Here is a 23,606-nt window from a genome sequence, read left to right as displayed (position 1 = left end):
CCATGTCCTACGACGACGATCACCGAGGCAACCCTAACGCCGGCCGCGAGCGGGGGGCTTATACGCCGCCCACCGACGACGACCTGCCGTTCGAGCGTCGCAGCTATGATCCGCGTCGTGCGCCGGCCGCCAAGTCGCCGCCGATCACCCTGATCATCAGCGCCATCGTCTTGCTGCTGCTGATCGTAGCCGTGGTGGTCTTCTATCGCTCGGGCGTGCGCTCCTCGAGCGACGCCCCGCCCGCCGTCGGCACGCCGGTTGAAAGCATGAAGGTCGAGGCGCCGCTGGACGCCCAGCCGATCGACCCGGAAGCCGGCGTGCGCGTCTATCGCGACGGCGGCGAGGCTGTCGGCGCTGCCCCCACCTTCACGCCTGGCCCTGAGGTGGTCGAGCCGCGCCCCGCGCCCCAGCCTCTGCCCGCCGCGCCGACGGCCCTGCCGCCCGCCGCGCCGGCCGTCGCCGCGCCCGCTCCGGCCAAGCCCGCGCCCGTGACCCCCGCCCCCACGCCCAAGGCGACCCCAGCTGCGGCTGCACCCGCCGCCGGTGGATCGTCGGGTGTGCAGATCGGCGCCTTCTCTTCGACCGCCATCGCCGACCGTGAGTACGCCGCCGTCGCCGCCCGCTTCGGCTCGTTCGCCTCGGGCGCTGAAAAGCGCGTGCAGGAAGTCACCGCCGCCAACGGCTCGACCGTCTATCGCACCACTTTCACCGGCATGAGCCGCGATCGCGCTGTGGCCTTCTGCAACGCGCTGAAGGCCGCTGGCCGCGACTGCATCGTCCGCTAAGGCCTGATTGATGACCTCCGCCGCCATCTACGGCTGTTCCGGCCACAGGCTGACGGCGGAGGAGCGCGCCTTCTTCGCCGAGACCAAACCCTGGGGCTTCATCCTGTTCCGCCGCAACGTGGACACGCCGGCCCAGGTCAAGGCGCTGGTTGACGATCTGCGCGACAGCGTGGGCCGCGCCGACGCCCCCGTCCTGATCGATCAGGAAGGCGGCCGGGTGCAGCGTCTCGGCCCGCCGCACTGGCCCAAATATCCGCCCGGCTCGGCCTATCTGAAGGCCGTCAATGATCCGATGGCGGCGCGCGAACTGGTGCGTCTGGGGGCGCGGCTGATCGCCCACGACCTGCGCGAACTGGGCATCACCGTGGACTGCGTGCCGGTGCTGGACGTGCCGGTGCCGGGCGCCCACGACATCATCGGCGACCGCGCCTATGCCCATGACCCCGCCACCGTGACCCAGCTGGGCCGGGCGGCGGCGGAAGGGCTGCTGGCGGGCGGCGTCCTGCCCATCATCAAGCACATCCCCGGCCACGGCCGCGCCTTCGCCGACAGCCACCACGACCTGCCGGTGGTCGAGACGGACCTGGCCACGCTGGACGCCTGGGACTTCGCCCCGTTCAAGGCCCTGTCGGACATGCCGATGGCGATGACGGCCCACGTCGTCTTTACCGCCGTCGACGCCAAGCGCCCGGCCACGACCTCGAAGAAGGGCATCCGCCTGATGCGCGAGCATCTGGGCTTCTCTGGCCTCATCATGTCCGACGATCTGTCGATGCAGGCCCTGTCGGGGACCCTGACCGAACGCGCCGAACAGTCGCTGAAGGCGGGCTGCGACGTCATCCTGCATTGCAACGGCGACCTCGCTGAAATGCGTCAGGTGGCCGAAGGGACCGGCAAGCTGAAGGGCGAGGCCCGGCGCCGGGCCCAGGCCGCGCTGGCCCGCATCGTCCATACGCCCGAACCGCTCGACGTGGCCGAGGCCCGCGCTCGGTTGGAGGCGGCCCTGAGCGGTCGTTTCGACGCCGCCAAAGGCCCCGATGTCGGCGAGGCGCAAGCCTGACATGATGGATCAGGCGTTCCAGCCCAATCTGGACTTCGCCGCCGTCGATGATGCTGAAGCCGCCGAGGCCTTCGTCGTCGATCTGGAAGGCTATGAAGGACCGCTGCATGTCCTGCTGGCGCTGGCGCGCACGCAGAAGGTGGACCTGCTGAAGCTGTCCATCACCAAGCTGGCGGAACAGTATCTGGCCTTCGTTCACGAGGCGCGGCGGCGCAACTTCGCCATGGCGGCGGACTACCTCGTGATGGCGTCCTGGCTGGCCTATCTGAAGTCGCGTCTGCTGTTGCCCCGCAACGAAAAGGGCAAGGCCGAGGAGCCGCCGGCCGAGGAAATGGCCGCAGCCCTGGCCTTCCGTCTGCAGAAGCTCGAGGCCATGCGCCGCTCGGTCGAGGCCATCACCAGCCGCCCGCAACTAAAGCGCGACGTCTTCACCCGCGGCGATCCCGAAGCCACTGTCATCATCCCGTCCGACCGCGTCGACGCCAGCCTCTATGAGCTAATGGCCGCCTATGTCGCCCAGCGTCGGCGCGAGGAACGTCGCAACTATGCGCCCGGTCAGCGGGTCGAGGCCTTCCAGCTGGAGGCCGCGCGCGACTGGCTGCGCTCCATGATGCCGCGTCTGGCCGACTGGACCCCGCTGGATCAGGTGGCGCCCGCCCGCGAGGACGAAGACGGGGAGGGGCCCAGCCAGGCCAGCTATACCGCCTCCACCCTGTCGGCCAGTCTTGAGCTGGTGAAGGAGGGGGCCATGGACGTGCGCCAGGCCGAGGCCTTCGCCGACCTCTTCCTCAAACGCCGGGGCTTCGGCCAACCGCTGGAACTGACGCCGTGAGCCTGACCTTCACCCCCGACGACACCGAGATCGAACGCCGGGTCGAGGCCCTGCTGTTCGCCGCTGCCGCCCCGCTGTCGGCGGCCGAGATCGCGCGCCGTTTGCCTGAGGGCGCCGACGCGGGCCGGGCCATCGCCGCCCTGCGTCAGCGTTATCAGGGGCGCGGAGTCGAGCTGGAATGCGTGGCCGACCGCTGGCGCTTCCGCACCGCCGCCGACCTGGCCTTCCTGATGACCGAGGAGCGCGAGGAGCCGCGCCGCCTGTCCAAGGCCGCGCTCGAGACCCTGGCCATCATCGCCTATCACCAGCCCTGCACCCGCGCCGAGATCGAGAGCGTGCGCGGCGTCTCCCTGTCCAAGGGGACGCTGGACCTGCTGCTGGAGATGGACTTCGTGCGGCTGCGCGGGCGTCGGCGCACGCCGGGTCGGCCTGTCACCTACGCCACGACCGATCGCTTCCTGGAGCATTTCAGCCTGGCCAGTCTCTACGACCTGCCGGGCGTGCAGGAGATGAAGGCGGCGGGCCTGTTGGATCTGTCGATCCCCGTGGGCTTCGAAGTCCCGGATCCGACCCGCAGCGGCGACAGCGAGGGCGAGGATCTGCTGACCGCGCTGGACGAGGCGTCGCCCGAGTTCGCCCAGGATTTCGTCAGCGAGGACTGAGAGTCGCGCTACAGGCAGCGACGCATCGCCACGGCCGAGACGGAACCAGCAATAAATGCTGAATTTTCAGGTTCTTGGCAGTCGGTTTCCGCGTCTTGACCTTCCGCCCCTCGGTCTATAGGTTCCGCGCCGAATTCAGACCTTCTCGGCGTTCTCGCCGGGCGCTGGGCGAAGCAACCATGTCTCCTACGAAGGAATCGCGCGAAGAGGTGATCGCACGCCTCGCCAAGAGCGCATCCGAACTTGAGGCGCGGACGGCCAACGCCCGGTCGGCGGAAATCTCGGCGCATGCCGTGACGAGCCAGGCCTACAAGATCATCGCCGAATTGCTCGGCGGCGTGATCGTAGGGATTGCTATTGGATTCGGCGTCGACCGTGTGTTCGGCACGGCGCCTTGGGGTTTGATCGGCGGGGTCCTGTTGGGCTTCGCCTTGTCGTTGTGGATGGCGCGCCGGACGGCCAATCGGCTGATGGCGCAGGCTAAGGCGGCGGGGATACAGGCTGAGGCCATCCCCTTCGAGGAAGCCGGCGAGAAAGACTAAGGAGCGAAAGGCCCCATGGCCGATCCGATTCACCAGTTCCAGATCCAGAAGGTCGTGGACCTTCCCGACGTCACGCTGCCCGGCGTGGGCGTGGTTGATCTCGCCATCACCAATTCGCACATCGCCATGACCCTGGGTTTCATCCTGGTGGTCGGCTTCCTGGCCATGGTCACCTCGGGCGCCAAGGTCGTGCCGGGGCGCCTGCAGGCGGCAGGCGAGAGCCTGTTCGGCATGATCGACAACCTGACCGACTCGATCATCGGTCACGAGGGGCGCAAGTATTTCCCCTTCATCTTCACCCTGTTCACCCTGATCCTGATCATGAACATCCTCGGCATGTTCATGACCTTCACCGCCACCTCGCAACTGGCCGTGACGGTGACCTTCGCGGTCCTGACCTTCGGTCTGGTGGTCGTGGTCGGTTTCGCCAAGAACGGTCTGGGCTTCTTCAAGCTGTTCTGGCCCATGGGCGCGCCGCTGGCGCTGCGCCCTGTGGTCGGCCTGATCGAGTTCGTCTCGTTCCTGCTGCGTCCGGTCACCCTGGCCCTTCGTCTGTTCGGCAACATGCTGGGCGGTCACGTGGCGCTGAAGATCTTCGCCGGTTTCGTCGTCTCCCTGGGCGCTCTGGCCATGGGCGGCGGTCTGAACCTGCTGGCCTTCCCGGTCGCCGCTCTGTCGCTGGGCATGGTCGTCGCGCTGACGGCTCTGGAATTCCTCGTGGCCTTCCTTCAGGCTTTCGTTTTCGCCGTTCTGGCCTGCATCTATCTCAATGATGTGGTCAACCTGGACCACGCCCACTAAGGGCTGGACCAGTCTCTAAACCCCAACCTCCAAACTCCAACTCTAGGATACACATCATGGACGCTGAAGCCGCCAAGTACATCGGCGCCGGTCTGGCTACCCTCGGCATGATCGGCTCGGCCGTCGGCGTGGGCAACATCTTCGGCCAATTCCTGTCGGGCGCCCTGCGCAACCCGTCGGCCGCCGCCGGCCAAGTCGGCAACCTGTTCGTCGGCGCCGCCCTGGCGGAAGCCCTGGGCATCCTGGCCTTCGTGCTGGGCGTCCTGATGATCTTCGGCTGATCGGTTCACCCGAACGCCTTTTCGAGTCGGCGCCGCTGGGCCTGGGGTCCGCGGCGCCGCCTTCATTCTGATTTTCGACAGCACGGTTATGGCCACGACACCTACCCCTATTGCTGCGATCCCGCCTTCGGTTGAGGCGGATCTGCACACCGAGACGGCGGTTCCGGAAGCCCATCACGAATCGGGCGGCCTGCCGCAGTTCGACTTCGCCCACTGGGGCGGGCAGATCGTCTACCTGCTGTTCCTGTTCGTCATTCTCTACATCCTGATCGCCAAGGTCTTCGCGCCGCGTCTGCGTCGCGTGCTTGACGAACGGGCCGAGACCATTTCGTCGGCGGTCGCCACCGCGCGTTCGGTTCAGGCCGAAGCCGCCGGTCAGGCCGAAGCCGCCAAGGCCGAGGTCGAAAAGGCCCGGGCCGAGGCTCGCGCCACCGCCGTCGCCGCCAAGGCCCGCGTCGCCGAGGAAGCTCAGGCGCGTCAGGCCCAGGAAGAAGCCGTCGTTTCGGCGCGCATCGCCGAAGCCGAGGCCGCCATCGCCAAGACCCGCGACGCCGCCATGGTTCATGTCTCGACCGTCGCCGCCGACACGGCTCACGCCATGATCGAGCGTCTGACGGGCAAGGCCCCGACCGCCGCTGAAGTCGCCGCCGCCGTCAAGGGAGCCGCCTGATATGAACATGTTCATGGAGCCGGGCTTCTGGAGCCTCGGCAGCGCTGAACTGTGGGTCCTGGTCGGCCTGCTGATCTTTGTGGCCATCGTCATCGCCGCCGGCGTGCCGAAAATGGTCGCCAAGGCCCTGGACGACAAGGGCGCCAAGATTCAGTCGGAACTGGACGAAGCCGCTCGCCTGCGCGCCGAAGCCGAAGCCATGCTGGCCCAAATCCGTCAGGAGAAGGCCGAAGCCGAAGCCCAGGCCGCTGACATGCTGGCCGCCGCCGAAGCTGACGCTCGTCGCATCGAGGCCGAAGCCAAGGCCAAGCTGGAAGAGGCCCTGACCCGTCGTCAGGCCCTGGCCGAGCGTCGCATCGCCCAAGCCGAGGCCCAGGCCACGACCGAGGTCAAGGCTGTGGCCGCCGACCTGGCCGCCAAGGCTGCTCAGGACATCCTGACCGCCCGTCTGGCCGCCGCCAAGTCGGATCCGCTGATCGACGCCGCCATCGCCCAGATCGGCGACAAGCTGAACTGACCGCGGTTACAGTGACAAGCACATCAGGCCCCGCCGGCGACGGCGGGGCCTTTTGCATTTCAGACGCGCGCCCTTCTTAGTGGGCGGGGGCGCCGTGGATGAAGCCGGCGGCGCGTTTCTCGCGAGCCAGCAGGCGGGCGAAGACATTGCCCATCACCCCGCCGAAGATCATGTGGGTGATCAGCATCCAGCCGAAGGTGCCGAAGCCGGCGCTGCCCGAGAAGGTGCGCGGATCGCCCATCATGCTGATGATCAGCATCATGCCTACCCAGGCCGCTACGGCGAACAATATGCCCTTGGTTTCGGGCGTATTGGTCGGCAGACGGGGATAGAGAAGCGCGAACAGCGGTCCCATGACCAGGGACCCGATCACGAAGTGGATGGCCCACCCCGCCATCAGGTTGTCGCCCAACTGGAACATGCGGGCGACGATTTCGGGGAAGGGATCGAAAATCTTGGCGAACAGCAGGTTCGCCGCTTCAAGAATGGAGACCGCGACGGTGGCTGCAAAGCCGGCGGCGATTCCCTGTTTTACGCGTGACATCATGAGAAAAGCGCCTCCCAACGCCATCTGCTTTTTGACTACGCGAGGATGAGCATACGCCGTTCGGCGCAAACGCGATCGCACCGCCGTTCACGTTACCGTGTGCGGCGAAGCGTCGCTGTTCAGCGGAAGGCGCGGCGCAGGACGCGGCGAGCGCGTTTGCGAACCCGGATCAGTTGCCGCGAGGGGCGTTTACGAAGCACCACCTTCTCGGCGCGCAGGGCCTGCTGCCAGAAGACCGGCGCGATCTCCGGCTTCTTCCGCATCAGGCGGCGGAAGGGATAGACCCACTTGGGCCGGGCGTGCTGGGCGCGGATGAACTGGCGCTTGGCCCACCAGGAATTGCGCAGCAGCAGAACCAGTCCCAGAGCGATGACCGGGACGCCGCCGGGGCCGGGCAGGGGGGCGATCAGGATGCCCAGGCCGATGACCAGGAAGCCCAGCGCCATCATGCTCAGACGCTTCGCACGACGCAGCAGGCCGGGCCTCGAGCGAGGCCGGCTGTCGGCGCGGAAGGGGATCAGGGCGAGGGTCACGGGCGTCACGGTCGGGGGAGGAGCGGCGACGGCCTTGGGAGAGGCTGTCAGCCTATCCTAGACACGGGTGACAAGGCCGAACCGTGGCGTGCCCATGAAGCTTTCGTAAGAGGCCTCTGAAATGCAAAACGCCGTGTCTCGAAAGACACGGCGTTTCACTTCAAGTCGGGTTCGCAGCCCTACTCGGCGGCGATGTTGGAGCCTTCCGGGGCCGACCAGCGCAGGCGCGGCGAGCGCGCGGCGCGGGTCTCGTCCAGACGCCGCAGGGGCGCATGGAAGGGGGCGCCCTTGAAGCGTTCGACCTCGCCGGCTTTCGCCGCTTCGGCCAGCAGGCGCATGGCGTGGATGAAGCGATCCAACTCGGCCTTGGATTCCGTCTCGGTCGGCTCGATCAGCATGGCCCCGTGGACGACCAGCGGGAAATACATGGTCATCGGGTGGAAGCCCTCGTCGATCATCGCCTTGGCGAAGTCGAGCGTGGTGATGTCCGTGCCCTTCAGCCATTCGTCGTCGAACAGGGCCTCGTGCATGCACGGCCCTTCCGGGAAGGCCGGGCTCATCAGGTCCTCGAGGCGGGCCTTGATGTAGTTGGCGTTCAGGACGGCGTCCTCGGCGACCTGACGCAGGCCGTCCGAGCCGTGCGACATCATGTAGGACAGGGCGCGCACATACATGCCCATCTGGCCCTGGAAGGCGCACAGACGGCCGAAGGCGTCCTTGGCCTCGTCTTCCTCACGCTCGACCAGCTTGTAGCCGTCGCCGGTGTTCACGACCCACGGAGCAGGGGCGAACGGGGCCAGGGCTTCGGACAGGACCACCGGGCCTGCGCCGGGGCCGCCGCCGCCGTGAGGCGTCGAGAAGGTCTTGTGCAGGTTGATGTGCATGGCGTCGACGCCCAGGTCGCCCGGGCGCACCCGGCCGACGATGGCGTTGAAGTTGGCGCCGTCGCAATAGAAGTAGGCGCCCGCTTCGTGGGTCAGGCGGCTGATCTCCAGGATGTCGCGCTCGAACAGGCCGCAGGTGTTCGGGTTGGTGACCATGATGGCCGCCACGTCCGGACCCAGCTTGGACGCCAGGTCGGCCACGTCCACGCGACCGTCGTCGGTCTGGGCGACCTCGACGACCGAATAGCCGACGAAGGCGGCGGTGGCCGGGTTGGTGCCGTGCGCCGAGGTCGGGACCAGAACCTTGCGGCGCTGCTCATGTTCGCCCTTGGCTTCGTGGGCGGCGCGGATGGCCATCAGGCCGCACAGCTCGCCGTGCGCGCCCGCCTTGGGCGACAGGGCGACCGCGGGCATGCCCGTCAGCGTCGTCAGCCAGTGGGCCAGACTATCCATGAGTTCGAGCGCGCCCTGCACCGTCGACTGCGGCTGCAGCGGGTGGATGTCCGAGAAGCCCGGCAGACGCGCCATCTTCTCGTTCAGGCGCGGGTTGTGCTTCATCGTGCACGAGCCCAGCGGATAGATGGCCAGGTCGATGGCGTGGTTCTTCTGGCTCAGGCGCACATAGTGGCGCATGGCCTCGGGCTCGGACAGGCCAGGGAGCCCAATGGGGGCCTTGCGGACCAGGTCGCCCAGGTCCGAACCGTCGGTGGCCGGCTTGGGCAGGTCGACGCCGGTCTTGCCCCAGCCTTCGCCTTCGAAGATCAGGGCCTCGTCCTGCAGCAGGCCGCGCGCGCCCGTCAGTGTCGGATGCTTGTAGTCGTTGTCTGGCAGGGCGTTCGGGGTGGTCGGACGGCCGACAGTGTTCATCGTGCTCATGGTTCCAAACTCCCTTTAGGCGGCCAGGACCTTGGCGAGCGCGCTCGCCATGATCTTGATGTCGGCGTCCAGCGTGGTCTCGGTGGCGGCGACCAGCAGGACGTCGTCGAGGCCCGCTTCCGGGTTCAGGCGGCTGTAGGGCACGCCCGCCAGGATGTGGTGGTCGGCCAGGGTCTGGACGACCTCGGCGGCGTTCCTGGGCAGCTTGACCGCGAACTCGTTGAAGAAGCGCGGGGTCAGGATCTCGACGCCCGGAATGGCGGCGAGGGCGTCGCGGGTGGCGAGCGCCTTCTCGTGGTTGAGCAGGGCCATCTGGCGCAGGCCCGTCTCGCCCAGCAGGCTCATGTGGATGGTGAAGGCCAGGCAGCAGAGGCCCGAGTTGGTGCAGATGTTCGACGTGGCCTTGTCGCGGCGGATGTGCTGCTCGCGCGTGGACAGGGTCAGGACGAAGCCGCGACGGCCGTCGGCGTCGACCGTCTCACCGCAGTAGCGGCCGGGCGTCTGGCGCAGCAGCTTCTCGCGGGTGGCGAACAGGCCGATGTAGGGGCCGCCGAAGTTCAGGGCGTTGCCGATCGACTGGCCTTCGGCCGCGACGATGTCGGCGCCCATTTCGCCGGGCGACTTCAGCAGGCCCATCGACACGGCTTCGGTGACGACGACGATCAGCAGGGCGCCGGCGGCGTGAGCGGCCGCGGCGATCTTCGTGACGTCGGTGGCGGTGCCGAAGACGTTGGGGGTCTGGACGACGACGCAGGCCGTGTCCTTGTCGATGGCGGCGATGACGGCGTCTTCGGCGTCAACGGCGGCGGTCAGGGCTTCAGTCTCGACGCCGACGGCGTGCACCACGGTCTCGGTGGCCTTGACGTAGTGCGGGTGCACGCCGCCTGAGATGACGGCCTTGTTGCGGCGGGTCACGCGGGTGGCCATCAGCACGCCCTCGGCCATGGCGGTCGAGCCGTCATAGAGCGAGGCGTTCGCGACTTCCATGCCGGTCAGGTTCGCGACCTGGGTCTGGAACTCGTACAGGTACTGCAGGGTGCCCTGCGCGATTTCCGGCTGATAGGGGGTGTAGCTGGTCAGGAATTCCGACCGCTGGATCACGTGATCGACCGTGGCCGGGACGTGATGCTTGTAGGCGCCGGCGCCGCAGAAGAAGGGGACGGTCGAGGCCGTGGCGTTCTTGCCCGCCATGGCCGAGAGGGCGCGTTCGACCTCCAGTTCGCCCGCCACGCGGGGCAGGTCGACAAAGCCGTCGCGGCGCGCGGCCTGCGGCACGTCGATGAACAGGTCGTCGATGGATTTGGCGCCGATGGCGGCCAGCATGGCCTCACGGTCGTCGGGCGTCAGGGGGAGGTAGCGCATTACTTTGTTCCGCTCATCCCCGCGGAAGCGGGGACCCAGGTTTAAGCTTCAAACACCGCTGCTTGATCCCAAAGAGCTGGGTCCCCGCTTCCGCGGGGATGAGCGGAGAAGGCGGGAGCCTTACAGGGTGGTCAGGTAGGCGTCGTAGGCGGCCTGATCCATCAGGGCTTCGACGGCCGAGGCGTCGGCGACCTTGATCTTGGCGAACCAGCCTTCGCCTTCGGGATCGGCGTTGACGGTTTCCGGGGCCGAGGCCAGGGCCTCGTTGCCCTCGATGACCTCTCCGGCGACGGGGGCGTAGACGTCCGAGGCGGCCTTGACCGATTCCACGACGGCGAAGCTGTCGCCGACCGAGACGGTCTTACCGGCTTCCGGCGTCTCGACGAACACCACGTCGCCCAGGGCGTCAGCGGCGTGCTTGGAGATGCCGACCGTGGCGACGTCGCCCTCGAGGCGAACCCACTCGTGATCTTTGGTGAAGCGCATGTGTCTGATCTCTCAGGCTTTAGGTTTGCGATAGTAGCGGGTGGCCACGAAGGGGGTGGCGACGACTTCGGCGGCGGCGGGTTTGCCGCGCACGATGACTTTCAGGTCCGAGCCCAGCTCGGCGAAGGCCGGCGGGACGTAGCCCATGGCGATGTTGTGCCCCAGGGTCGGCGACGGGCCGCCCGAGGTGATCTTGCCGATGACATTGCCTTCCATGTCGGCGATCTCGGCGCCTTCGCGGGCCGGGGCGCCTTCCTTGACGTGCAGACCGATGCGGACGCGCGAGGGGCTATCGGCCAGTTGCTTCAGGATGGTCTCGGCGCCGTTGAAGTCGGCGGCTTCCTTGCGCGACTTCGACAGGGCGAACGTCAGCGCGGCTTCGACCGGGGTGGTCCCGGCGTCGATGTCGTGGCCGTGCAGCGGCAGACCGGCTTCGAGGCGCAGACTGTCGCGGGCGCCCAGGCCGATCGGCTTCACGCGGGCGTCGGACAACAGCAGGTTCCACACCCGTTCAGCGTCGGCGTTCGGCACCGAAATCTCGTAGCCGTCCTCGCCGGTGTAGCCCGAGCGCGAGACATAGCAGTCGACGCCGAACAGCATCAGGCGCGCCGAATCCATGAAGCCCATGTCGGCCAGCACCGGTTCGTGCCTGGCCATGACCTCGGCGGCTTCCGGTCCCTGGATGGCCAGCAGGGCGCGGTCGTCCAGCACGGTCAGCTTGGCGTCGCCGGCCAGGTTGGCGTTCAGGAAGGCGAAGTCGGCGTCCTTGTTGCCCGCGTTGACTACGACATAGAGGCCGTCATGGTCCGGCTTTCCGGCCATCAGGTCGTCCATGATGCCGCCCTCGGCGTTCAGCAGCAGCGAGTACTTCTGCTTGCCGGCCTTCAGGATCTCGTAGTCGCCGGGGACGAAGCGCTGGAATTGCTGGATGGCGTCAGCGCCGGTGATCTTGGCCTGACCCATGTGCGAGACGTCGAACAGGCCGGCGTGTTCGCGGGTCCAGCGGTGCTCGGCCAGCACGCCTTCGTACTGGACCGGCATGTCATAGCCGCCGAACCCGACCATGCGGGCACCGAGCGCGCGATGCGCCGCGTTGAGGGGGGTGGTCTTCAGGGCCTGGTCGCTCATCGAGCATCCTCCGGTCGCGGGTTGCGGCGATAGCTTCGCCGTCGTCGCGCCCCCGCTGTCCTGAAGCCTGAGAGATTCCGACCATCCCCGGAAACGAGGGCGGCCTTGCTCCGTCGGCGCGCCCATGAATCCCGGGAAGGGGGGCGACTTTCCAGCGTCCGTGCGCTTTCGCGGTCCTTTTGCCTGAGCGTTTCCGGGGCGGTTGCGCCTTCGGCCCCGACAGCCGTTTCACGACCGCCGATCTCTCCCGCGAGAGCGCTCGACCTAAGGCCCCGACTCCGGGGCGAAGTCAAGCGGCGCCGGGCTTGCCGTGTACGATCCGAAGGGCCATGAGGGGCGCGAACAGCTCTCGTGACAGGATTGAACGCCGCCATGACCGCCCGCACCGACCTCGCCGCCCACCTGGCCTCTCTCGATCTGCCGCAGGGCCTGAGCCAGACCCTGACGGTCGCCGCCGCCGCCTGCGTCGAAATCCGCAAGATCGTCTCGGGCGGCGCCCTGGTCGGGGCTCTGGGCGCATCGGGCGCGGTGAATGTGCAGGACGAAGAGCAGAAGAAGCTCGACGTCATCTCCAACGACGTTCTGACGGATATGCTTCTGGCCTGTCCGTCCGTGGCGGGCGTGGCGTCGGAAGAAATGGACACGGTTCAGCCCGCGCCCAACCCGGCGGGCGAGTATCTGGTTCTGTTCGACCCGCTGGACGGCTCGTCCAACATCGACATCAACGCCCCCGTCGGCACCATCGTCTCTGTGCTGAAATCACCGTCGGCCACGCCGACCGAGGCCGACTTCCTGCAGTCGGGTCGTCAGCAGGTCGCGGCCCTCTATTGCCTCTACGGCGGCCAGACCATGCTGGTGCTGACGACGGGCAAGGGCGTGGCGGGCTTCACCCTGTCGCATGACGGCCAGTGGCTGATGACGCACGAGAAGATCACCGTCCCGGCGGACACCAAGGAGTTCGCCATCAACATGTCGAACCAGCGCCACTGGGCCGAGAGCGTCCAACGCTACGTCGACGGCTGCCTGCAGGGCGCGGACGGACCCCGGGCTAAGAATTTCAACATGCGCTGGGTCGCCGCCATGGTGGCCGATGTGCACCGCATCCTGATGCGCGGCGGCGTCTTCCTCTATCCGTGGGACAAGCGCGAGCCGAACAAGCCGGGCAAGCTGCGCCTGATGTACGAGGGCAACCCCATGGCCTTCCTGATCGAACAGGCGGGCGGCAAGGCGACGACGGACGGCCAGCAGGCCATTCTGGACGTGACCCCGACCGAACTGCACCAGCGCATCCCTGTGGCGCTCGGCTCGGCCAACGAGGTCGATCAGATCACGGCGGCCTGAACCGTGAGGATCACCGCATCAGACGCGCTTCTGGTCATCGACGCCCAGAACGACTTCTGCGAGGGCGGCGCCCTGGCGGTTCAGGGCGGGGCGAGGATCATGCCCCTGATCAACCGCCTGGCCGAACGCTTCGACACGGTGATCGCCACCCAGGACTGGCACACGCCGGACCAGATCAGCTTCGCTTCCAACCACGACGGAGCGACCCCCTTCACCGAGATCGAGGTCGCTTACGGCCCGCAGATGCTGTGGCCGGACCATTGTCTGCAGGGGACGACGGGGGCGGACTTTCATCCCGAGGTTGCGCCCGCGATCCGCAGGGCGCTGGCCGTGGTCCGCAAAGGCTATAATCCGGCGGTCGACAGTTATTCCGGCTTCTTCGAGAACGACCATCGCACGGCGACAGGCCTGGCGGGTCTGCTGCGCGACCGGGGCGTGACGCGCGTCTTCCTGTGCGGCCTGGCCTATGACTATTGCGTCCGCTTCACCGCCGAGGACGCGGTACGCGAAGGCTTTGAGGCCGTGGTGATCGAGGACGCCTGCCGGGCGATTGCCGAAGAGACGGCGGCGGCGGCCAAGGCGAGCTTTGCGGCGCTGGGGGTGGTTGAGGTCGAGGCGGTCTCGCTCTTTTAGCTGTCATCCCGGCCAAGCCTCGCATCGCGAGGCGCCGAGCCGGGACCGCAGGAAGCTCGACATTCAAACCATCGCGTGTTTGGCGGTCCCGGATCAGGCCTTCGGCCTGTCCGGGATGACGGAAGATAAAATCAGTGCGCCGCCGCGTAGGCGTCCACTTCGGCGATGCGGGCGGCCTTGTCGGCGTCGCTCAGGAAGCTGCCCTCGAAGCTGTTCTTCGCCAGTTGCGTCACCTGCTCGCGGGTCAGGCTCACGGCGTTCGCCAACTGCATGTAGTTGGCGTTCACATAGCCGCCGAAATAGGAGGGGTCGTCTGAGTTCAGGGTGACGTGCAGGCCGCGGCGCAGCATCTCGGGGACCGGGTGGTCCTTCAGATCCTTGACCACGCACAGCTTCAGGTTCGACAGCGGGCAGACCGTCAGCGTCATCTGCTCGGCGGCCAGACGCGCGATCAGGCCCTCGTCCTCCATCGAGCGGTTGCCGTGGTCCATGCGGTCGATGTGCAGCAGGTCCAGGGCTTCGTGCACATAGGCGGGCGGGCCTTCCTCGCCGGCGTGGGCGCACAGCTTCAGACCCAGCTCGCGGGCGGCGGCGAAGACGCGCTGGAACTTGGCCGGCGGATGGCCGACCTCGGACGAATCCAATCCGACGCCGATGAAGTGGTGCAGATAGGGCTTGGCGGCCTCCAGCGTGGCGAAGGCTTCGTCCTCGGACAGGTGGCGCAGGAAGCTGAGGATCAGGCCGCTGGTGACGCCCAGCTCGGCCTTGGCGCGGTCCATGCCCGCGATCAGGCCCTCGACCACCACGCTGAAGGGCACGCCCCGGTCGGTGTGGGTCTGGGGATCGAAGAAGATCTCGGCGTGGCGCACGTTGTCGGCGGCGGCGCGCTGGAAATAGGCGAAGGCCAGATCCTCGAAATCCTGACGCGTCAGCAGCACGGCGGCGCCCGCGTAATAGATGTCGAGGAAGTCCTGCAGGTTCGAGAAGTCATAGGCCGCGCGCACGGCCTCGACGCTGTCGTAGGGGATGGCGACGCCGTTGCGCTGCGCCAGTTCGAACATCAGTTCCGGCTCCAGCGAGCCCTCGATGTGCAGGTGCAGTTCGGCCTTGGGCAGGCCGGCGATGAAGGCGTCGAGGGACATGGGGAGGCTCCGTAACTTGGAGCGCAACCTAGCGGTCTGAGGCCTTGCCGTCATCAGCAGCAGCGATCCTCCCCTGCGTAGCGGGGGAGGGGGACCATGCGGAGCATGGTGGAGGGGGCGAGAGCGAACGCCACAATCGAAGGTCAGGCGCGGGTAGCGAAGATATTCGAGCGGAGCGGTTGAGGCCGCCCCCTCCACCGCTTCGCGGTCCCCCTCCCCCGTAAACGGGGGAGGATTGAGGTTACTACATCCGCTCGGGCGTCTCGATGCCCAGCAGGCGCAGCGCCGTCTCCAGCTGGTGCAGGGTCGCGGCGGCCAGGGCCAGGCGCGAGCCCTTGGCGGCGGCGTCGGGTGCGACCAGGATCGGGCAGGCGGCGTAGAACTTGGAGAAGCTCTGCGCCAGGCGATAGGCGTGCTCGGCGATCAGGTTGGGCGAGCGCTTGTCATAGGCGTCGGCCGTGGCCGCGTCGAAGGCGTCCAGCGTCAGGGCCAGGTCGCGCTCGGCCGCTTCCTCGATGACGATGGGGGCCAGGGCCACGCCCTGTTCCGCCGCCTTGCGCAGCAGGGATTTCACCCGCACGGCCTGATACAGCAGATAGGGGCCGGTCTTGCCCTCGAAGCTCATGAAGCGGTCGAGGTCGAAGACGTAGCTGGTCGTGCGGTTGTTCGACAGGTCCGAGAACTTCAGCGCGGCGACCGCCACCTTGCGGGCGATGTCCTCGAACTCGGCTTCCGGCAGGTCGTCGCCCAGCTTGGCTTCATGCAGACGCTCGCGCGCCTTGTCCGTCGCCTGATCGATCAGGTCGCGCAGCTTCAGGACGCCGCCCGCGCGGGTCTTGAAGGGCTTGCCGTCGGCGCCGTTCATGGTGCCGAAGCCGAGGTGCTCCAGCGACTTCTCCGGGGCGTAGCCGGCCAGGTAGGCGGCGCGGAAGACCTGCTCGAAATGCTCGGCCTGACGCTCGTCGACGACATAGAGGATCAGGTCCGGGCCGATCGACTTCTTGCGGTCGAGGATCGTCGCGAGATCGGTCGTTCCGTACATGGCCGAGCCTTCCGAGCTGATGACCAGCAGCGGCGGGGGCGACGGGGCTTCGATCACCGAGCCGTCGGCCAGCTTCTTCTTGCGGGTCTCGCCGTCGCGGGCGACGTGGACCACCTGGGCGCCGTCGTCCTCGACCAGCAGGCCCTTGGCCTTCAGATCGGCGATCATCTCGCCCATCAGGGGATCGGCGTCGCTTTCGCCGTTCCACAGGTCGAAATCGACCGACAGGTCGTCATACTCGCGCTTCAGCGCCTCGCGGCTGACGGCGACGAAATGCGACCACAGGGCGCGATAGCCGGGGCGGCCGCCCTGCAGCTCCGCCGTCGCCTTGCGGGCGCGGTCGCGGAAGGCGGGGTCTTCCTTGGCCTTGCTCGCCGCCAGCGGATAGAGGCGGTCGAGGTCGGCCAGCGTCACCGGCGTCTCGGCCGGGAAGGGGCCGTCGCCCTCGGCCATGAAGGCGTCGGCCAGACCCTCGTCGCCGCAGGCGGTGATCAGCAGGCCCATCTGGAAGCCCCAGTCGCCGAAGTGGGCGTCGCCGACGACTTCGTCGCCGCGCAGGCGGAACAGCCGCTTCAGGCTCTCGCCGATGATGGCGCTGCGCAGGTGGCCGACGTGCATCGGCTTGGCCACGTTCGGGCCGCCGTAGTCGATAACCACCTTGCGCGGCTTGACGCGCGAGGCGCCGGCCAGTTCCTCGTCCGCCGCGACCTCGGCCGCGCGCTGGGCCAGGGCGGCGTCAGACAGTTTCATATTGATGAAGCCGGGACCGGCGACCTCGACCGAGGACAGGCGCGGATCGTTGCTCAGGCGTTCGGCCACCTTGGCGGCCAGTTCGCGCGGATTGGCCTTCAGCGCCTTGGCGGCGGCCAGGGCGCCGTTCGACTGGAAGTCGGCCAGGTCGGGGCGGTCGGACGCGGTGACGCGGGCCAGGGCCTTGTCCACGCCTTCGGCGGCGAAGGCGGACCCGACCGCTTCGCTGAGAGAGGTCTTGAGATCAGTCATGGCTTTTAGGGATTCGGTTGTGTCTGGCCGGCGGTGACGCGGAAGCGGCTGCCCGAGCGGTTGAACTCGGCCATTTCAGGCGTGACGTCGAAGCCGATCAGGACTTCGAAGTTGTTGCCGCTGGTGGTGGCGTCGGCGCGGGGGATGACGATGGACTGGGCCTGCTGCACCGAGGTGGTCGTCTGGCCTGCGAAATCGACCGGCAGGTCGAAGTATTCCTTGGCCAGGACGGCGTTGTTCCGTTCGGTCACGGCGATCCAGTAGCGATAGGTGCGGCCGTCGCCGCTGGCCTGCGGGCCCTTGCCGAGGTTGAACAGGACGTTGAAGTCCAGGCGGATGGGGTCGGATTCGCGATAGACGCAGTCAGCCGAGACGCCTTCGATCTCGCCGGTGAAGCCGACGCCCGCCGCCGAGGGGCGGCTGAAGTCGGCCATCTCGACATAGCGCGCGGCGTCGTAGAGCACCTTGACGTAGGGGCAGGGGCCGGCGTTGGCACGGCGGTTCAGCGGCGCGATGCGTACGCGACGTGCATTCTGCGAGGTTCCCTGGTCGGGCGATTGTTCGCGGCTTTGCTGGCCGCCCTGGCGGCCGCTGGACTGGGCCTCGGCGGATTGGGGAATCAGCACGGCCGCGATGGAGAGGGCGGCAAGGGCGGTCAGGACGCGACGCATCAGGAGCTTTCCGGCAGTCGAAGGGGGCGTGGAACGATCGGACGTTCGACCAGGCCACGCTCGGTGGTGATAGCGGCTAAAGCGAGGCGCGGCAAACGCGACCACGCAGCCAGTGGCGGCAAGACGCGTGAGCGACTAGGTTCCGCCCATGAACGCGCCCGTAACGCCCTCGAGTTTTGACCGCCGCCCCCTGAACGTGCGCCTCGCCACGCCGCGCGGCTTCTGCGCCGGGGTGGACCGGGCCATCCAGATCGTCGAGCGCGCCATCGAGAAGTTCGGGGCGCCCGTCTATGTGCGCCACGAGATTGTGCACAACCGCCATGTCGTCGAGCGGCTGAAGAGCATGGGGGCGGTTTTCGTCAAGGAATTGGACGAATGCCCGGATGACCGGCCCGTGGTCTTCTCGGCCCACGGCGTGCCCAAGTCGGTGCCGGCGACGGCGCGGTCGCGCGAGATGCTCTTCCTCGACGCCACCTGCCCCCTGGTGTCCAAGGTCCACGTCGAGGCGGAGCGCCATCATGCGGCGGGACGGCATATCATCCTGATCGGCCACGCCGGCCACCCCGAAGTCGTCGGCACCATGGGCCAGCTGCCGCCCGGCGCCATCAGCCTGGTCGAGACGGTGGCGGACGCCGAGACCTTCCAGCGGCCAGGCCATCAGCCCTTGGCCTATGCGACCCAGACGACGCTGTCGGTGGACGACACCGCTGACATCCTGGCGGCGCTGAAGCGGCGATTCCCGGAACTGCCGGACCCGCACAAGGAAGACATCTGCTACGCTACCACCAACCGTCAGGAAGCGGTCAAGCGTCTGGGCGAGGGCTGCCAGCTGGTGCTGGTGGTGGGGTCAAAGAACTCGTCCAACTCGGCGCGTCTGGTCGATGTGGCGCTGAAGGCCGGGGCGGGCGACGCCCGTCTGGTCGATGACGCGGGCGATGTGGACTGGTCGTGGTTCGAGGGCGTGACCACGGTGGGGGTCACCGCCGGCGCCTCGGCCCCCGAGCCTCTGATCGAGGCCCTGATCGACGCCATCCGCGCCCGTTTCGACGCGACCGTGACCGAGGACGACGGCGCGCGTGAAACCGTCTCGTTCAAGCTGCCGCGCGTCTTGACCGCCTGAGGCCGCGCAAGAAAAAGGGCGCGCCCCGCATTCACGAAGCGCGCCCGTTCGGGTCTGGCTGGACCTGAAGTCTTAGAGGCCGGGCAGCTTGAAGCCGCGGTCCTGACGCGGAGCGATCGTGATGCCCTGCTGCGTGCCGGTGAGGGCTTGAAGGCGGGCGTGTTCGGTGCTGGCGTCGATGGTGCGCGCACCATCAGCCGTCTGGGTAACGGTCGCGGTCTGGGTGGCCGGATCGTTCTTGCGCCAGAACATGACGCGGTTGGCCCAGCTTTCTTCCTTGTGCGCCAGATCGCCGAACTCGTCGTCGACGACATAGCGAGCCAGGGGGTCGGCGCGGTCGGCGCCGGCCTGGTTGACCAGGATCTGTTCGCCGCCGGTACGCGTCACGGCCTGGCGTTGGCCGAGAAGAATCTGACGGGCGGCGCTTTCCGGCGCCAGCTCCTGCGGGCGCGGCTGGCCTGGCGACGGCGGGGTCAGGCCGTACTCGGGCGGCACGGAGAGCGGGGCGCTGGCGACCGTGACGAACTCGTCGGGCACGACCTTGGTCAGGCCGATGCTCTGCTTCATGCTCGAGCAGGCGGTCAGGCCGAGGGCGGTGGTGGCGAGAAGTGCCACGGTGAGGGCGCTACGGATACGCATAGGGTCAGCTCGGCTCCGGGAGGCGCGTCCAATGACGCTGGCTCGGGACGGTAACGAAGAGGGGGTGATTACGACTTTTCGTGGGCCGCGCCAACCGTGGAGCGGCGTTCCGACAGGAAGCTGTCGAGGATCAGCAGGACGACGCCCACGGTGATGCCCGCGTCGGCGATGTTGAAAATCCACGGAAACAGGCCGGTTCCCGAGAAGTCGAGGAAGTCGACCACGCCGCCAAAGCGGATGCGGTCGAAGACATTGCCCAGGGCGCCGCCCATCACCAGACCGATGGCGACGATCATCAGCTTGCGGTCCGAACGCGTCGCCCAGACGGCCAGGGCGACGGCCACCAGAACCGAGAAGGCGCTCAGGACCCAGCGTCCGGCGCCGCCGCCGAACAGGCCGAAGCTGACGCCAGTGTTCAACACATAGGTCAGGTTGAAGATCGGCGGCATGACCTCGGCGATGCGATAGCCGTCGGGGATCTGCGAGATGTGGGCCGCGTCGATGGCGCCCAGGACCATGGCCTTGGTCAGCTGGTCCAGCACGATGACGACGAGGGCGGTGCCGTAGGCGGCGAGAGCGAGGCGAGAAATTTTCATGCTGAAAGCCGGTTAGCAGGAAGCAGGGCGAGGGCGAAGAGGGAAAGCGACGGGCACCCGATGGGGACTGGCGCCGGCTGCGGCCTTTCCCCCGGCGGCGCGGCGGCTATAAGCGCTCCATGACCCTGCCTCACGCTCTGCCCCGCCTGTCCGCCGTCGCCGACGACTATGACATCCTGCTGTGCGACGTCTGGGGGGTGATCCACAACGGCCGCGAAAGCTGGCCCGTGGCCTGCGAGGCCCTGACGAAGTTCAATGAGAAGGGCGGCCATGTCGTCCTGATCTCCAACTCGCCGCGGCCCTCGTCGGACGTGGTGGCGCAACTGGATTCGCTGGGCGTGCCGCGCAGCGCCTGGAAGGCCTTCGTCACCTCGGGCGACGCCACCCGCGCCGAACTGGCCCGCCGCGCTCCCGGCCCGGCCTGGATCATCGGCCCCGACCGTGACTTCGTCCTGTACGAAGGGCTGAACCTGACCAGCGCCCATGACGCCTCGGACGCCGCCTTCCTGTCGGTCACCGGTCTGTTCGACGACGCGACCGGGACGCCCGAGGACTATCGCCAGCGCCTGATCCCCGCCGTCGAGCGCGATCTGGAGCTGATCTGCGCCAACCCCGACCGCATCGTGCAGAAGGGCGACAGCATCATCTATTGCGGCGGCGCCATCGCCGACCTCTACGAGGAAATGGGCGGGCGCGTGGTCATGGCCGGCAAGCCCTTCGGTCCCATCTATGAGCTGGCCCTTCGCGAGGCGCAGGGCCTGATGGGCCGCCCCGTCGATCGCTCGCGCGTTCTGTGCATCGGCGACGGCGTGATCACCGACGTCCTGGGCGCCGCCGAGCAGGCGCTGGACTGCCTCTTCATCGCCCAGGGCATCCACGGCGACGCCGCCAAGGGGCCGGACGGGGCGCTGGACCCGGCGCTCGCAGCCGAATTGCTCCGGGCCGAGACGACCTTTGCGCGCTACGCCGCGCTCGAACTGGCGTGGTGAGGCTCGCCATTTCGTCGCACCTGCCGTAAAGCCCGCACATGGTCGAATACGTCACACAGCATCCGTCGGGCGGTTACATCCTCGACGAACTCCACGTCGGCATGGCCGCAGAGAAGATCGTCCACGTCACCGAGGACCGGATTCGCCTGTTCGCCGAGGCGTCGGACGACTTCAATCCGGTGCATCTGGACGAGGAGTTCGCCTCCAAGACCGCCTATCGCGGCCGCATCGCCCATGGCCTGCTCAGCGCCGCCTTCGGCTCGGCGGTGGTCGGCACCATCCTGCCGGGCGCCGGGTCGATCTATATTTCCCAGACCCTGGCCTTCCACTTCCCGGTCCGCATCGGCGATTCGGTCCGCATCGTCATCACGGTGATCGAACTGGATCAGGAGGGCGCCCGCGCCCAGCTGAAGTGCGAGGGCTTCGTCGGCGACAAGCTGATCATGGACGGGGTCGCCGTCGTGCGCGTGCCGCGTCGCCGCAAGCCCTCGGCCCGCTGAGTCTCCGAGGTGGTTGAGGTCATCCGCGGCTGGCGCGATCTGCCGGCCTCGCAGCGCGGGGCGGCGGTGGCCGTCGGCGCCTTCGACGGGGTGCATCGCGGCCACCAGGCGGTCATCGCCTCGGCCCGCGCCGCCGCTGAACGTCTGGGCGTCCCGCTGGGCGTCGTCAGCTTCGATCCGCATCCGCGCCGCCTTTTCCAGCCCGAGGCCGCGCCCTTTCGCCTGATGTCGCCGGACCAGATGGCCCGGGCGCTTGCGCCGCTGGGCGTCGACCGTCTGTACCTGATCCCCTTTGACGCCGAGATGGCGGGGATGAGCGACGAGGCGTTCGCCCGTCGCGTCCTGTCGGAAGGTCTGGGCATCGTCCACGCCGCCGTCGGCTTCGACTTCACCTTCGGCAAGGGCCGCTCCGGTTCGCCCGCCCTGCTGCGCACCTATGGCGAGAGCCTGGGCTTCACCGTCTCCGTCACCGACCGCATCGACGACGCCTCGGGCCTGAAGCTGTCGTCGTCGGCTGTGCGCGAGGCCCTGAAGGCCGGCGACATGGACCGCGCCGCCGCCATCCTGGGGCGTCCCTTCTCCATCCAGGGCGAGGTGATCCACGGCGACAAGCGCGGCCGCACCATCGGCGTGCCCACCGCCAACGTGGCCATGGGCGACTATATGCGCCCCGCCTATGGGGTCTACGCCACCCGCACCCGCCTGCCGGACGGACGGGTGATCAAGGGCGTCGCCAACCTGGGCGTCCGCCCCATGTTCGAGATCGAAGCACCCTTGCTGGAAGTCTGGCTGCTGGACTTCGATGAGAGCCTCTACGGCCAGACCATCGAGACCGAACTGGTCGCCTTCCTGCGCGGCGAGATGAAGTTCGACGGGCTGGATGCGCTGAAGGTGCAGATCGAGGCGGATGCGGCGGCGGCGCGGGCTGTGCTCGGGTCTTCCTAGTTCCCGGACATAGGCTGATCAGCCTCTGCCTTGGCGGCCAAGGCTGCTGCGGCTAGGGCTGACCGCTGGTTGCCGATCTGGATACGCGTCAAGTCAGATTGATAGAGCGCTGAGAGGTAGGCCTTGTCCCAACTTGTCAGACCGGCGGGCGTGGCTACGGTTTCATCGAACAGATTTAGAATGGTGCTGAATTCCCGAGTTTGCCCTGCGGGGTCGATCTGGGCGAAGGCGACCATCGACAAGTAGTCGCTCAGTTGGTCGAGCGAGAGGGACCCCACCTCGTCGGTATCGACGATGATGATGACCTGGGACAGAAAATCGGAAATGGCTGAGCGAATACGAGATGCGCTGGTCGTCCTTACTGCTGGCGCGTAGGCGTGAACATCGCTCCCATCGGCCATCATGCCCTTCGCGTCATAAAAACCTGGCAACCGCACGGCTAGCTCGCCTGTTTCGGCATTGCCAGGGTAGCTGAGATGCCACCAGCGCACTGGGCGTTCGTCCCTTATGAAGGCGTTAAGCTTGGCGCGTCCCTGATCCGTGCCGCTGCCGCCGGTGTGAAAAGACCTGAAGGACTGACCCACGAGCGAAGCCGCTAGGCCAGAAGGGTCATCCGTAACCGAAATAATGATATTGGGTTTGCATCCTGGGTCGCCAGGCGTGAGGCCCAGGTCAATCGCGACTGCCGATATTCGATCGATAATGTGTTGCGCGGCCTCTGGCTGCAGGTTGGCGACGCTGACGCAAACCTCGCTCCGCCAACGCGCCAGGCCGCGACTACCGGCGGGATTGGCGACCGCCCCAACATACCGAGCGGCCGCTTCCTCGAATCTCCGACCGTTCACGATGATGTCCTCGACCTCAACCGGTTCGCCCAGTGAAGTCGAGGGCGTGGAATCCTGAGGCGCGACGCTGATAAGCGCGGCGGCGAAAAGGGCAGCAACGGACATGATGTCTCTTCAAGCAAGGTTCAATTAGAACATGTCGCTCAAGTTGAAGTCACCGCGCATTCAAGTCAAT

Annotated in this window: 27 protein-coding genes and 1 riboswitch; of the genes, 15 read left to right on the top strand and 12 right to left on the bottom strand. The window is 67.5% G+C overall.

Annotation, left to right across the window (positions count from 1 at the left end; translation table 11 throughout):
- Nucleotides 1-2 precede the first annotated feature (2 nt).
- The 9 genes from B3K53_RS09535 (at nucleotide 3) to B3K53_RS09495 (ending at nucleotide 6,150) form a co-directional block, all read left to right on the top strand.
- Complete coding sequence (locus tag B3K53_RS09535; RefSeq protein ID WP_292083994.1) at nucleotides 3-785, top strand: SPOR domain-containing protein; 783 nt, start codon at nucleotides 3-5, stop codon at nucleotides 783-785.
- Nucleotides 786-795: 10 nt separating this feature from the next.
- Nucleotides 796-1,845 carry a beta-N-acetylhexosaminidase gene (nagZ, locus tag B3K53_RS09530; protein ID WP_292083992.1) on the top strand — a complete coding sequence of 350 codons (1,050 nt, stop codon included), beginning with the start codon at nucleotides 796-798 and terminating at the stop codon, nucleotides 1,843-1,845.
- 4 nt (nucleotides 1,846-1,849) lie between these two features.
- Complete coding sequence (locus tag B3K53_RS09525; RefSeq protein ID WP_292084261.1) at nucleotides 1,850-2,677, top strand: segregation and condensation protein A; 828 nt, start codon at nucleotides 1,850-1,852, stop codon at nucleotides 2,675-2,677.
- Nucleotides 2,674-3,339 (top strand): SMC-Scp complex subunit ScpB, encoded by a 666-nt coding sequence (gene scpB, locus B3K53_RS09520; RefSeq protein WP_292083991.1) that lies wholly within the window; start codon nucleotides 2,674-2,676, stop codon nucleotides 3,337-3,339. The genes B3K53_RS09525 and scpB overlap by 4 nt, the downstream gene beginning before the upstream one ends.
- A gap of 179 nt (nucleotides 3,340-3,518) precedes the next feature.
- Nucleotides 3,519-3,881: an AtpZ/AtpI family protein gene (locus B3K53_RS09515; RefSeq protein ID WP_292083990.1), complete on the top strand. Its 363-nt coding sequence runs from the start codon at nucleotides 3,519-3,521 to the stop codon at nucleotides 3,879-3,881.
- A gap of 15 nt (nucleotides 3,882-3,896) precedes the next feature.
- Entirely contained in the window at nucleotides 3,897-4,682 is a 786-nt protein-coding gene (locus B3K53_RS09510; protein WP_292083989.1) for a F0F1 ATP synthase subunit A, read from the top strand.
- 56 nt (nucleotides 4,683-4,738) lie between these two features.
- Nucleotides 4,739-4,963: a F0F1 ATP synthase subunit C gene (locus tag B3K53_RS09505; RefSeq protein WP_207822907.1), complete on the top strand. Its 225-nt coding sequence runs from the start codon at nucleotides 4,739-4,741 to the stop codon at nucleotides 4,961-4,963.
- Between the two features lie 88 nt (nucleotides 4,964-5,051).
- Nucleotides 5,052-5,633, top strand: coding sequence for a hypothetical protein (locus B3K53_RS09500; RefSeq protein WP_292083988.1), 582 nt, complete (start codon nucleotides 5,052-5,054; stop codon nucleotides 5,631-5,633).
- Nucleotide 5,634: 1 nt separating this feature from the next.
- Nucleotides 5,635-6,150 (top strand): F0F1 ATP synthase subunit B, encoded by a 516-nt coding sequence (locus B3K53_RS09495; RefSeq protein ID WP_292083986.1) that lies wholly within the window; start codon nucleotides 5,635-5,637, stop codon nucleotides 6,148-6,150.
- A 76-nt stretch (nucleotides 6,151-6,226) separates the two neighbouring features.
- Here the strand turns inward: B3K53_RS09495 and B3K53_RS09490 are convergent, their stop codons facing one another.
- From B3K53_RS09490 to gcvT, 6 genes are all read right to left on the bottom strand, one after another.
- On the bottom strand, nucleotides 6,227-6,697 hold the full coding sequence (locus B3K53_RS09490) for a DUF6789 family protein (RefSeq protein WP_292083985.1): 471 nt from the start codon (nucleotides 6,695-6,697) through the stop codon (nucleotides 6,227-6,229).
- 119 nt (nucleotides 6,698-6,816) lie between these two features.
- Nucleotides 6,817-7,230, bottom strand: a complete 414-nt coding sequence (locus B3K53_RS09485) for a PGPGW domain-containing protein (protein WP_292083984.1) — start codon at nucleotides 7,228-7,230, stop codon at nucleotides 6,817-6,819.
- 179 nt (nucleotides 7,231-7,409) lie between these two features.
- The gene (gene gcvPB, locus B3K53_RS09480) at nucleotides 7,410-8,990 is read right to left on the bottom strand and encodes an aminomethyl-transferring glycine dehydrogenase subunit GcvPB (RefSeq protein ID WP_292083983.1); all 1,581 of its coding nucleotides are present in this window, start codon (nucleotides 8,988-8,990) and stop codon (nucleotides 7,410-7,412) included.
- 15 nt (nucleotides 8,991-9,005) lie between these two features.
- Nucleotides 9,006-10,352: an aminomethyl-transferring glycine dehydrogenase subunit GcvPA gene (gene gcvPA / locus B3K53_RS09475; RefSeq protein WP_292083982.1), complete on the bottom strand. Its 1,347-nt coding sequence runs from the start codon at nucleotides 10,350-10,352 to the stop codon at nucleotides 9,006-9,008.
- A gap of 120 nt (nucleotides 10,353-10,472) precedes the next feature.
- A complete protein-coding gene (gene gcvH / locus B3K53_RS09470; RefSeq protein ID WP_207827627.1) occupies nucleotides 10,473-10,838 on the bottom strand; it encodes a glycine cleavage system protein GcvH in 366 nt (121 codons plus the stop codon).
- Between the two features lie 12 nt (nucleotides 10,839-10,850).
- Nucleotides 10,851-11,966: a glycine cleavage system aminomethyltransferase GcvT gene (gcvT, locus tag B3K53_RS09465; RefSeq protein WP_292083980.1), complete on the bottom strand. Its 1,116-nt coding sequence runs from the start codon at nucleotides 11,964-11,966 to the stop codon at nucleotides 10,851-10,853.
- A gap of 161 nt (nucleotides 11,967-12,127) precedes the next feature.
- A riboswitch (glycine riboswitch) is annotated at nucleotides 12,128-12,226 on the bottom strand.
- A gap of 112 nt (nucleotides 12,227-12,338) precedes the next feature.
- On the opposite strand from gcvT, the gene B3K53_RS09460 reads away from it, so the two are divergent.
- Both B3K53_RS09460 and pncA read left to right on the top strand, forming a co-directional pair.
- Nucleotides 12,339-13,307 carry a class 1 fructose-bisphosphatase gene (locus tag B3K53_RS09460; RefSeq protein ID WP_292083979.1) on the top strand — a complete coding sequence of 323 codons (969 nt, stop codon included), beginning with the start codon at nucleotides 12,339-12,341 and terminating at the stop codon, nucleotides 13,305-13,307.
- 3 nt (nucleotides 13,308-13,310) lie between these two features.
- The gene (gene pncA, locus B3K53_RS09455; protein ID WP_292083978.1) at nucleotides 13,311-13,940 is read left to right on the top strand and encodes a bifunctional nicotinamidase/pyrazinamidase; all 630 of its coding nucleotides are present in this window, start codon (nucleotides 13,311-13,313) and stop codon (nucleotides 13,938-13,940) included.
- Between the two features lie 131 nt (nucleotides 13,941-14,071).
- Here pncA and B3K53_RS09450 read toward each other — a convergent pair whose 3' ends face one another.
- The 3 genes from B3K53_RS09450 to B3K53_RS09440 form a co-directional block, all read right to left on the bottom strand.
- Entirely contained in the window at nucleotides 14,072-15,082 is a 1,011-nt protein-coding gene (locus tag B3K53_RS09450) for an adenosine deaminase (RefSeq protein ID WP_292083977.1), read from the bottom strand.
- 244 nt (nucleotides 15,083-15,326) lie between these two features.
- The gene (argS, locus tag B3K53_RS09445; protein ID WP_292083976.1) at nucleotides 15,327-17,126 is read right to left on the bottom strand and encodes an arginine--tRNA ligase; all 1,800 of its coding nucleotides are present in this window, start codon (nucleotides 17,124-17,126) and stop codon (nucleotides 15,327-15,329) included.
- Nucleotides 17,127-17,131: 5 nt separating this feature from the next.
- Entirely contained in the window at nucleotides 17,132-17,797 is a 666-nt protein-coding gene (locus B3K53_RS09440) for a Tat pathway signal sequence domain protein (protein ID WP_292083975.1), read from the bottom strand.
- A 148-nt stretch (nucleotides 17,798-17,945) separates the two neighbouring features.
- Here B3K53_RS09440 and ispH point away from each other — a divergent pair, with 148 nt between their 5' ends.
- A complete protein-coding gene (ispH, locus tag B3K53_RS09435) occupies nucleotides 17,946-18,917 on the top strand; it encodes a 4-hydroxy-3-methylbut-2-enyl diphosphate reductase (protein ID WP_292083974.1) in 972 nt (323 codons plus the stop codon).
- A gap of 72 nt (nucleotides 18,918-18,989) precedes the next feature.
- On the opposite strand, the gene B3K53_RS09430 is transcribed toward ispH, so the two are convergent.
- Both B3K53_RS09430 and lspA read right to left on the bottom strand, forming a co-directional pair.
- Nucleotides 18,990-19,556, bottom strand: a complete 567-nt coding sequence (locus B3K53_RS09430) for a DUF3035 domain-containing protein (protein WP_292083973.1) — start codon at nucleotides 19,554-19,556, stop codon at nucleotides 18,990-18,992.
- A 68-nt stretch (nucleotides 19,557-19,624) separates the two neighbouring features.
- The gene (lspA, locus tag B3K53_RS09425; protein ID WP_292083972.1) at nucleotides 19,625-20,152 is read right to left on the bottom strand and encodes a signal peptidase II; all 528 of its coding nucleotides are present in this window, start codon (nucleotides 20,150-20,152) and stop codon (nucleotides 19,625-19,627) included.
- Nucleotides 20,153-20,271: 119 nt separating this feature from the next.
- Between lspA and B3K53_RS09420 the strand changes: the two genes are divergently transcribed.
- From B3K53_RS09420 to B3K53_RS09410, 3 genes are read left to right on the top strand one after another with little or no spacing between them, the layout of a single operon-like run.
- Nucleotides 20,272-21,141: a TIGR01459 family HAD-type hydrolase gene (locus B3K53_RS09420; protein ID WP_292083971.1), complete on the top strand. Its 870-nt coding sequence runs from the start codon at nucleotides 20,272-20,274 to the stop codon at nucleotides 21,139-21,141.
- A 38-nt stretch (nucleotides 21,142-21,179) separates the two neighbouring features.
- A complete protein-coding gene (locus tag B3K53_RS09415) occupies nucleotides 21,180-21,641 on the top strand; it encodes a MaoC family dehydratase (protein WP_292083970.1) in 462 nt (153 codons plus the stop codon).
- 9 nt (nucleotides 21,642-21,650) lie between these two features.
- Nucleotides 21,651-22,586, top strand: coding sequence for a bifunctional riboflavin kinase/FAD synthetase (locus B3K53_RS09410; protein ID WP_292083969.1), 936 nt, complete (start codon nucleotides 21,651-21,653; stop codon nucleotides 22,584-22,586).
- Here the strand turns inward: B3K53_RS09410 and B3K53_RS09405 are convergent.
- Complete coding sequence (locus B3K53_RS09405) at nucleotides 22,583-23,536, bottom strand: hypothetical protein (RefSeq protein WP_292083968.1); 954 nt, start codon at nucleotides 23,534-23,536, stop codon at nucleotides 22,583-22,585. The genes B3K53_RS09410 and B3K53_RS09405 overlap by 4 nt on opposite strands.
- Nucleotides 23,537-23,606 lie beyond the last annotated feature (70 nt).

This window comes from Brevundimonas sp. UBA7506 (assembly GCF_002479495.1).
In the GTDB taxonomy this organism is placed as follows: Bacteria; Pseudomonadota; Alphaproteobacteria; order Caulobacterales; family Caulobacteraceae; genus Brevundimonas.
This window is presented reverse-complemented; position numbering and strand designations above follow the sequence as displayed.

Excerpts from the sequence above, each read along its gene's own strand:
- B3K53_RS09430 (WP_292083973.1), bottom strand. The coding sequence starts at position 19,556 with ATGCGTATCCGTAGCGCCCTCACCGTGGCACTTCTCGCCACCACCGCC.
- gcvT (WP_292083980.1), bottom strand. The coding sequence starts at position 11,966 with ATGAGCGACCAGGCCCTGAAGACCACCCCCCTCAACGCGGCGCATCGC.
- B3K53_RS09525 (WP_292084261.1), top strand. The coding sequence starts at position 1,850 with ATGGATCAGGCGTTCCAGCCCAATCTGGACTTCGCCGCCGTCGATGAT.
- B3K53_RS09440 (WP_292083975.1), bottom strand. The coding sequence starts at position 17,797 with ATGCGTCGCGTCCTGACCGCCCTTGCCGCCCTCTCCATCGCGGCCGTG.
- ispH (WP_292083974.1), top strand. The coding sequence starts at position 17,946 with ATGAACGCGCCCGTAACGCCCTCGAGTTTTGACCGCCGCCCCCTGAAC.
- B3K53_RS09495 (WP_292083986.1), top strand. The coding sequence starts at position 5,635 with ATGAACATGTTCATGGAGCCGGGCTTCTGGAGCCTCGGCAGCGCTGAA.
- B3K53_RS09420 (WP_292083971.1), top strand. The coding sequence starts at position 20,272 with ATGACCCTGCCTCACGCTCTGCCCCGCCTGTCCGCCGTCGCCGACGAC.
- B3K53_RS09460 (WP_292083979.1), top strand. The coding sequence starts at position 12,339 with ATGACCGCCCGCACCGACCTCGCCGCCCACCTGGCCTCTCTCGATCTG.
- B3K53_RS09535 (WP_292083994.1), top strand. The coding sequence starts at position 3 with ATGTCCTACGACGACGATCACCGAGGCAACCCTAACGCCGGCCGCGAG.
- B3K53_RS09415 (WP_292083970.1), top strand. The coding sequence starts at position 21,180 with ATGGTCGAATACGTCACACAGCATCCGTCGGGCGGTTACATCCTCGAC.
- lspA (WP_292083972.1), bottom strand. The coding sequence starts at position 20,152 with ATGAAAATTTCTCGCCTCGCTCTCGCCGCCTACGGCACCGCCCTCGTC.
- gcvPB (WP_292083983.1), bottom strand. The coding sequence starts at position 8,990 with ATGAGCACGATGAACACTGTCGGCCGTCCGACCACCCCGAACGCCCTG.
- B3K53_RS09515 (WP_292083990.1), top strand. The coding sequence starts at position 3,519 with ATGTCTCCTACGAAGGAATCGCGCGAAGAGGTGATCGCACGCCTCGCC.
- B3K53_RS09500 (WP_292083988.1), top strand. The coding sequence starts at position 5,052 with ATGGCCACGACACCTACCCCTATTGCTGCGATCCCGCCTTCGGTTGAG.
- B3K53_RS09510 (WP_292083989.1), top strand. The coding sequence starts at position 3,897 with ATGGCCGATCCGATTCACCAGTTCCAGATCCAGAAGGTCGTGGACCTT.
- B3K53_RS09490 (WP_292083985.1), bottom strand. The coding sequence starts at position 6,697 with ATGATGTCACGCGTAAAACAGGGAATCGCCGCCGGCTTTGCAGCCACC.
- B3K53_RS09450 (WP_292083977.1), bottom strand. The coding sequence starts at position 15,082 with ATGTCCCTCGACGCCTTCATCGCCGGCCTGCCCAAGGCCGAACTGCAC.
- gcvPA (WP_292083982.1), bottom strand. The coding sequence starts at position 10,352 with ATGCGCTACCTCCCCCTGACGCCCGACGACCGTGAGGCCATGCTGGCC.
- B3K53_RS09405 (WP_292083968.1), bottom strand. The coding sequence starts at position 23,536 with ATGTCCGTTGCTGCCCTTTTCGCCGCCGCGCTTATCAGCGTCGCGCCT.
- B3K53_RS09505 (WP_207822907.1), top strand. The coding sequence starts at position 4,739 with ATGGACGCTGAAGCCGCCAAGTACATCGGCGCCGGTCTGGCTACCCTC.
- nagZ (WP_292083992.1), top strand. The coding sequence starts at position 796 with ATGACCTCCGCCGCCATCTACGGCTGTTCCGGCCACAGGCTGACGGCG.
- gcvH (WP_207827627.1), bottom strand. The coding sequence starts at position 10,838 with ATGCGCTTCACCAAAGATCACGAGTGGGTTCGCCTCGAGGGCGACGTC.
- argS (WP_292083976.1), bottom strand. The coding sequence starts at position 17,126 with ATGACTGATCTCAAGACCTCTCTCAGCGAAGCGGTCGGGTCCGCCTTC.